The organism is Erythrobacter sp. HI0063 (assembly GCF_001635685.1).
In the GTDB taxonomy this organism is placed as follows: Bacteria; Pseudomonadota; Alphaproteobacteria; order Sphingomonadales; family Sphingomonadaceae; genus Qipengyuania.
Genome location: NZ_LWFF01000340.1, coordinates 1 through 7,117, shown reverse-complemented (window position 1 = coordinate 7,117; position 7,117 = coordinate 1). Strand labels below are relative to the sequence as shown.

Annotated in this window: 7 protein-coding genes, 1 tRNA gene and 1 pseudogene; 1 reads left to right on the top strand and 8 read right to left on the bottom strand. The window is 57.0% G+C overall.

Features of this window, described 5'->3' with window-relative positions; all coding sequences use genetic code 11:
- Positions 1 to 314 precede the first annotated feature (314 nt).
- A tRNA-Leu gene (locus A3736_RS15150) sits at positions 315 to 401 on the top strand.
- Positions 402 to 914: 513 nt separating this feature from the next.
- Here A3736_RS15150 and A3736_RS18305 read toward each other — a convergent pair.
- The 8 genes and pseudogenes from A3736_RS18305 to A3736_RS15115 all read right to left on the bottom strand — a co-directional run.
- Positions 915 to 1,997 (bottom strand): annotated as a pseudogene (locus A3736_RS18305) (recombinase family protein); the annotation flags it as partial.
- 52 nt (positions 1,998 to 2,049) lie between these two features.
- A complete protein-coding gene (locus A3736_RS15140; RefSeq protein WP_082851540.1) occupies positions 2,050 to 2,400 on the bottom strand; it encodes a recombinase family protein in 351 nt (116 codons plus the stop codon).
- Complete coding sequence (locus A3736_RS17225; protein ID WP_156502165.1) at positions 2,393 to 2,566, bottom strand: hypothetical protein; 174 nt, start codon at positions 2,564 to 2,566, stop codon at positions 2,393 to 2,395. The genes A3736_RS15140 and A3736_RS17225 overlap by 8 nt, the downstream gene beginning before the upstream one ends.
- A gap of 139 nt (positions 2,567 to 2,705) precedes the next feature.
- The gene (locus tag A3736_RS15135) at positions 2,706 to 3,608 is read right to left on the bottom strand and encodes a hypothetical protein (RefSeq protein WP_067684663.1); all 903 of its coding nucleotides are present in this window, start codon (positions 3,606 to 3,608) and stop codon (positions 2,706 to 2,708) included.
- Between the two features lie 42 nt (positions 3,609 to 3,650).
- Complete coding sequence (locus A3736_RS15130) at positions 3,651 to 5,036, bottom strand: hypothetical protein (protein ID WP_156502164.1); 1,386 nt, start codon at positions 5,034 to 5,036, stop codon at positions 3,651 to 3,653.
- A 366-nt stretch (positions 5,037 to 5,402) separates the two neighbouring features.
- Positions 5,403 to 6,002, bottom strand: a complete 600-nt coding sequence (locus A3736_RS15125) for a hypothetical protein (protein ID WP_067684658.1) — start codon at positions 6,000 to 6,002, stop codon at positions 5,403 to 5,405.
- Complete coding sequence (locus tag A3736_RS15120; protein ID WP_067684656.1) at positions 5,999 to 6,628, bottom strand: hypothetical protein; 630 nt, start codon at positions 6,626 to 6,628, stop codon at positions 5,999 to 6,001. The genes A3736_RS15125 and A3736_RS15120 overlap by 4 nt, the downstream gene beginning before the upstream one ends.
- Before the next feature lie 72 nt (positions 6,629 to 6,700).
- Positions 6,701 to 7,117, bottom strand: a 417-nt coding sequence (locus tag A3736_RS15115) for an IS5 family transposase (protein WP_082851539.1), incomplete at its 5' end; no start/stop codon positions are given.

Here is a 7,117-nt window from a genome sequence, read left to right as displayed (position 1 = left end):
TCACTTCTGCGAGCGGTATTTCATCGGCGCGCGATTGTTCGGGAATCGGTTCCGCACAGGCCGCAAGGGCAAGGAGTGGGAGGGCGGACATAAGGGCGGAAAGCGCGAGACGCGGTGTTTTGGTGATCATAGCGATGCAACGTGCCGCACCCGTCGCGGTTTCGCAATTCCCGAAGGCAGATCGTACGGCGAAATCTTCATCCCCTCGCACATTGGGGGGCGATCCGATTAGCGTTGACAAGCCCTCCCAAGGCCAGCTAGTGGCGCGCGCCTACCAGGACGCCGGACCACGATGACCGGCAGTTCTCAAACGTGCCCAGATGGCGGAATTGGTAGACGCACCGTCTTCAGGTGGCGGCGCTCGCAAGGGCGTGGAGGTTCGAGTCCTCTTCTGGGCACCATTTCCGGTCAAAGATGGGCACCTCGCCCGTTGATCTGGCCACCGACGCAGCGCCGTGCGCCAAGGCGTCCGTCTGCCCTGAGATTTCGACCTTCGAGCCAATTCGAATCTTCTCAATAAAGGCACGAGCAATCTGCTGGCGCGCCTCGATCGGGCCGTGCTTCAGCTCTCGGCGAACGATGTTGCCAAATCTTTGAACCGCGGCTGGGGTGATTTCAGTAGGCCCACGTTCGAGTTGCTGATTTAGCGTCGTCACCGTCGTATTAAGGCCATCGATCTCTGCACGTCGTTGCTTCAGCCTGGCCGTTATGTCCGGATCGCGGGGAGAGACTGCTCCAGTTTCAATCGCGTCGTGCAGATTGGAAAGACGGCGACGGGCGTCTGCTAACTTCGCTTCGCACTGTTCCAATTCTTGTAGCTTGCGCTGACGGCTCTCATCAGAAGTGTCGAGCACCTTCGTGAGCAACGGTTCGAGATGCTCTTCCCCGAATACCCTGTCAGCGACTTCGCCCAGAACGAGTTCGTCAAGTTTCTCAGCCCGTACATTGGGACAATCGCACGCCGATGCCCCCCGGTTAACTTTCGAGTTGCAGGAATAGTAGCGATATCGGCCGCCCTTTCCTGTCCTGATCGTCATTCCCGAACCGCAGGCTTCGCATTCCGCTAACCCGATAAGAAGTGTCGGACCGCTTACTACCCGCGGAGGGGTATTTCGCGGTGCCCGCTCTTCTCTGAGCGCTGCAACGCGGTCGAATTGTTCCTGAGTAATTAGCTGCGGACAGTCCACCCAAGTCCATTCCTCCTCCGGCAGGAGATTGCCGAATTCGTCAAACTTGTTGCCTGGAAAACGGCCGAGGTAGTGGAGTCGAGACAGGATGCCCGCCACAGTCGCATTGTAGAATTTCTTCCCTCGGCGGGTGAAGCCGTGTCTATTCAGGTATTCGGCGATAGCCCGGCCCCCCAAGGGGATGCCATTCAGACCTTTCTCCGCGAGGTCGAATATCATCCGAACGATCGCCGCTTCGGACGCGTTCAGGAAAAGCTTCTTCTTCTCTTTCTTTGATCGAACTTCGACGGTTCGGGACTCGTAGCCGAGCGGAACGGTCCCTCCGACCCAGAAACCCTCCTCGGCGGTCCCTCGGAGACCCCTTCGGGTGTTCATTGATGCCTTTACGATCGCATCCTGATCCTGCCAGCTGGTCAGCAACTTGTGCAACATGCCGAAATGGCTGTCTTCGAACTTCTGGTAGACGAACAGGCACTGCACCCCAGCGCGCTGGAGTTGTCCCTGCGTAATTACCGTGAATTCCACGTCACGGGCGAGGCGAGCCATGTCACAGGCGACAATGCACTCCACTGGATGGTCATCGCTGGTGGCGAGAAGCATCATTCGATTGAATTCCGGTCTTTTCCAGTCGGAGCCGGACAGTCCCGGTTCTACAAAGAAATCGATGAGATCGATGTCGTTCTGAATGCAGTATTTTTTAAGGTCGACCTTCTGCTGCCGGAGCGAAGTCTGATGCTGGGCCTGCTCTGCCGTGCTGACACGGACATAAGCGTATGCCTTTCGCCGAACCGGTGAAGCCCTATTTCCCACGTTATCTCCTCTGCTTTTTCATTCTTCGTAATCAGCGAAATGCCACGCCATCTTACCCATGCCGATCGAGCAGCGCTTCCCTTTCCTCGTCTGCGCAGATGAACTCGATACCAAGTGCTTCCAGTTTGCCGAGGATACGAAAGTAATCGCTATCGATCCTCGCGAGACGGCACTTCGTCGCCACGATGACCGCACCAATCTGATCCCAGGTGACGGCGCTCAGCATGCGGTCTCGCTCGGTCAGGCTCGAACTGTTTGCCTCCACATCTATGAAGACGCGATGCAGGCGCAGGAACCGCATCGCTGCGATCAACCGTATTCTCTCGCCTTGGAAAGCTATCGAGCGTGTCATCGCAGGCGCGTCCATGTGGGAACAACGAATGTATCCAACGGCATCATTCATGGAATATCTCCTTCAGTGCGTCCTCGCCGATAAGCTCGAGCAGCAAACGGGCGAGGGCATCCTCCGGCGGAGGCACCAGCCACTCGATTTCTGCATGCGCGTTGTCGAGCGGCAGCGCGGTCGTGCGCGCGTGTGAGGATTTATCATCCCTTGCCATCGCCAGCATCCGATCCGTCGCTGCCGTCTCGATCCGAGTCAGTTCTTCGATGCTGGACCGGCATCCGAGCCGGGGGGCATCAGGAAGGCCAGCAATGCCTCCAGCGCCGCTTCGAACTCCTCATCCGGAAAACCGGGCGGGAAGTTGATCACCTTTCCGCCCTGCCGCTTTGATCGACGTTAAGCCGGACCTTCAGCCCACGCCGCTTTTCCGGCTTTCCGAGCATACGGTTGCGCCGCTTCGGTTCGGCACGCTTGACATTGATATTGAGCGCTTCGCGAACCTGCTCCGTGCTGAGCGGGCCCCCAGATTCCAGCAGCTTCTCGATCGCCCTCCTGAACCGATCCATGTTCGGAGTGCTTCCTTCGGGCTCGGCGCCGTCAGCTTTCTTCAGTCGCTCCCGCGTGGTATGAACGTCGAACCACCAGCCTCGCGAAACCTTGGACTGATCGACGAGCAGGTCGGCCACTCCACAGAGTTCCTCCTCGGCTTCGGCCGCCGAGATCATCTGCGAGACGTTGCCAGCGCTGACGCCCAGTTCCTTCGCGATGGCTTCCTGGGAAACGCCGGAGCGATGCCGGGCTAGTGCCTGACGGCTCGAGACCATGGGCTCGCGATTTCGTCCCTTGCGAGTATCCGCGAACCGGATGGCCAGCGCGTCCTTTTCGCTGACCTCGATTACCTTGACGAGCGCATCGTGATCGCTCTCAACGATGGCCCTGAGATGCACATACCCATCGACGAGAAAGAGGCCGTTACCACGTCGGACAACCGGGAAAGGTACGACGAGATGCGACTGTGAAACGACGGCATTGGCGAACGCCAGATCGTCTTCCGAGAAGGCTCTGCGTTCGTGGAGATTGGGGTCGAGCTGGATGTCTTTCGCGAGAACGTAGGACGGATCACTGCGTCCGATCTCACTCGAGATTGCGGAATTGTCAGGCGATGCCTGAGCGCCACCTGCTGGGCTCGATACGTCAACCGCCTCCTGAAAGTTTTCGTTCGTGCAATTTTCTTCGAAGGCCAGTGCGGCCTGATTTTCTATGTCCATGGTATGCCTCCGTTGTTGAGAGGCACACCAATTACGCGGGGCTTACCGGTGATTCAGGAGGAGTTTGGAGCGCTCCCTGGTCCGCAAATCGCGAATGGAAATGGCAGAATTCTGGGCTTTCTCTCCGCCACTCTCGATATGAAGTGATGATTTCGGCCGTTTATTAGATGGAAGCTCATTGCCGCTGGCCGGATTTGCGGCAGCATCGGGTAGCTTCACGCCAAACGCTCGGAGCGTGAACGGCGCTAGGATGCATTCGCTCAAGCGACTTGCGAAAAACGCCGATGTCCGGAGAAGGCGCTTACGCTTTTCCGCCACGTAGCGCTGGTCGAGGACAGCCAGTTCGTCGCTCCATTCACTGCGGGCAGCTAGTAGAGCGTCCGATAATTTATTTTCCCGCCAAGCGGCAGGGCAAAAGAAAGCCCGAGCTGCCGGGTTATTGGTAGGGTCGAGAAGTCCGGCTTTCGATAGTCGCATTCCTTCGCTGCGGAAATCGCTGACATACGAGGCACCCACGAGATGGTACTCAAGTGCGGCTGCCAGTGACTGATCTTGATCGTCTCCATTTCCTGCGTTGCCGGAATCCCGAAGGCCGTCAAAAACAGACCAGTGCTCCTCTCCTTTCTCACGCATTTCACGGCTAGCGGACTTGCGGCCTTCTTCGCTGAGCCGCTTTGCCAAATGCTTTGCCGCACGGTCAGGAGCGTGGTGAGCAATGAAATTGATGGCCAAGCGAAAGATCTTGGAGCGCAGTTCGTCATGCTCAGCAGCGTCTGAATGGTATCCAAACATTGCCACTTTGCGGTGACCCATTTCGCTGAAGAGATGCAGCACATACCTAAGGTCATCCCACCCTACGAAGCGGACCTCAGTCCGATCCTTATCAGATTCGATGCCGCGGTTTGCTATGGCCAATGTATCCGAAGTCCCAGCGGCTAGGTCCGCATGCTGCTCATGATCTACGGGGGTCAGTAATTCTGGGTGGGTTCTGGCGATTGAGACCAGCAGTGGACTTACCGATGCGAACAGGCGAATGCGCTGCGCTCGCCGTGCCCGCCTCAATGTCTCACGGAGGTCGTCCAGTCCGGCAAGACAATCCAATCCGCGCTCGAGCTCGAATAGATCCTCTGCAAGATGGCATACCACTTCTATAGAGTTCGCTGGTGATGTGTTGACGCGATCGCACAATTTTTCGATTGCTTCGTTTGAGCGAAACGAGCGCGAGCTATCGTCTGAGTAGAGCGCGCAAAAGCCATTTAGATCCCGGATCCAGAGGCGTTCGAATGAAGGCTTCCCTCTCCCTCCATGACGGTGATTGTCCCAGGCAAACAGATAGACCGCCTCGACATCGTCGAACGTCCAACCTGCCACGTGGAGATAGGCGTCTTCAATCCGCAAGGACTGGCGCGACTGCGAGACCATTGTCATCTCGCGGCCCCAGTCGAAGAGAAACGGATACCTGGCCGAAAGGTATGGTCTGATCTGCTCGCGAGTAGCCGGCATGGGTATCTGATCAGGCTCGGATGGGATACCCATCCCATGAAGTCTCCGACGCATTTGTTCGACAGCAGGATGTTCTGGGAACCAGATGTCGCGAAGTCCGGCCGGGCGCTTCGGGGAAGGCAAACCCGGATGGGCGCCGAAATTGGCTTCGTGGAATCTTATAGCGTGTAGCTGCGAGGTCCCGTAACACTGATTTTGACAAATCCAGCAAGCCGCAGACGCCATAGAACCGACAACGCCTCCCTTCGTAGCGGATAAAATCTCTTCGGTTACGGTTGAGCCCGGCATCATTTACAGACCTGCAATAAATCTATCGATTTCAGCACTGAATTTAACTTTCTTAGAATCGAATTGGTTCAATTCTTCCTGATCTGGGATGACATTGTCGAAGAAACTATGCGCAAGCCGGTCGGCACCATCATAGCAGGATGCTGCCGATTTTAGAACTTGGATAAGGCCGCATATAGCCGTTTCCAGATCACAAGTCGGGACCTTGAAACGCGGGTGACGATCGAGGATTTTCCGCGCCTCTTCCCAATTTTTTGGTCGAAGGTCGTCAGACAGGTCGGCGAGAAGCGATCGTTGAAGATCCGATACGCCCTCTGAGGCTGAGCCTTCGGAACACTCCTTCCACCACGAGAGAACAGCTTCCCATTTTTTGATAAGCATCATCAGACTGTGGCGCTGTGATCGATAATAGTGGGCCATACACCATCGCCACTGGCCGTACTGATCATCGTATTTCGATCGCAGGGCGGCTACTTCCATGAAGCGACCATCAGCTTTCGCAGTTTCGAGCCGCGACCCCAGATTGTTCAACACATCGACGATGAGGTCCGGATCACCGATCTCAACAACGGAACCATCGGGTCGCTCCCATTTAAACTTCATCGCCGGAGCTCCCGGTACCGAGTGTTGGCTCCGATATCTCGAAGCCATTCAAAGGCCGTCCGTCGATTGGGCACTGCTGGAAACGGAATGCGGTGATACGCGCAGGTTATGCGGATCAGGTGCATCTGCTTCTTCGAAGCGGGTCGGGCTTCCAGCTTCGCCAAATCCTCTGCGGCCATACCTTCAAGATAGGGTTTCGTTCGGTTCATGTACGCGTCGAAACCGCGTCGCCATTCGGCGTACCGGCCGAATTCATCGAGCCGACCTGGTACCACTTCCACCAACTTCAGAAGAACGGCCCCCATGGTCTCGTCCTCGTCGTCGTCGTCATCGCCTTCAATGCTGGACGCTTCCTCCAGAATTGCTTTTAGCTGCTCTCCGGTCATCGAGAGAAGACCATCAATTGCGCGGGCGTGGTGGGCGTTCAATCCATACGCGAACAGCACCGCGCCAAGGGTGATCTGGTGATGGACGTCTTGAGGGTCCCGGAACCTCGTCTCACCGGGCGTGATCATCGGACCTGCCAGCCGAGCTTCCGTGTTGCTGAGCAGCACAAGAGTGCGATCCAGTTGAGACGCGAGGTGCTCCAAGTCATTGCCCGAAGCGGAAGTGAGTTTCTGTTCCATCGCCCAGTTATATTGCGATTTTCGATCAAACCCAAACCGGTCACCCGAAGATGGGGCAGATTGTGCAGCCAATTAGGTTTCGTGGACAAAGGGTATCCAGAGTTTGACTGAGGCGAGCGCGACGAAGCCGAGATAGGATTCCTTGGTTTTGTCGTAGCGGGTCGCAACGCGTCGCCAGTTCTTGAGTTTATTGAACAGTCGCTCGATCAGGTTGCGCCACTTGTATTTCGCGCGATCATGCGCGGCGGGATTACGCCGGCCCGCCTTGGCCGGGATCACCGCCTCGACGCCCGCCGCCTCAATCTCTTCGCGGATCGCATCGGCATCGTATCCCCGATCAGCCAGGAAGGCCTCGATCCGGTCAGTTATCATGCGGAACAGCGGTGCGAAGCCCTGCACATCGTGCGCTTGCCCCGGTGTCAGCACGAAGCCGAGGGGCAAGCCTCTGGCATCGCACCTTGCGTGGAGCTTGGTGGTGAAGCCGCCGCG

Bases quoted from the DNA above. Each gene is read 5' to 3' on its own strand.
- A3736_RS15140 (WP_082851540.1), bottom strand. From the start codon at position 2,400: ATGAATGATGCCGTTGGATACATTCGTTGTTCCCACATGGACGCGCCT.
- A3736_RS17225 (WP_156502165.1), bottom strand. From the start codon at position 2,566: ATGCTGGCGATGGCAAGGGATGATAAATCCTCACACGCGCGCACGACC.
- A3736_RS15135 (WP_067684663.1), bottom strand. From the start codon at position 3,608: ATGGACATAGAAAATCAGGCCGCACTGGCCTTCGAAGAAAATTGCACG.
- A3736_RS15130 (WP_156502164.1), bottom strand. From the start codon at position 5,036: ATGACAATGGTCTCGCAGTCGCGCCAGTCCTTGCGGATTGAAGACGCC.
- A3736_RS15125 (WP_067684658.1), bottom strand. From the start codon at position 6,002: ATGAAGTTTAAATGGGAGCGACCCGATGGTTCCGTTGTTGAGATCGGT.
- A3736_RS15120 (WP_067684656.1), bottom strand. From the start codon at position 6,628: ATGGAACAGAAACTCACTTCCGCTTCGGGCAATGACTTGGAGCACCTC.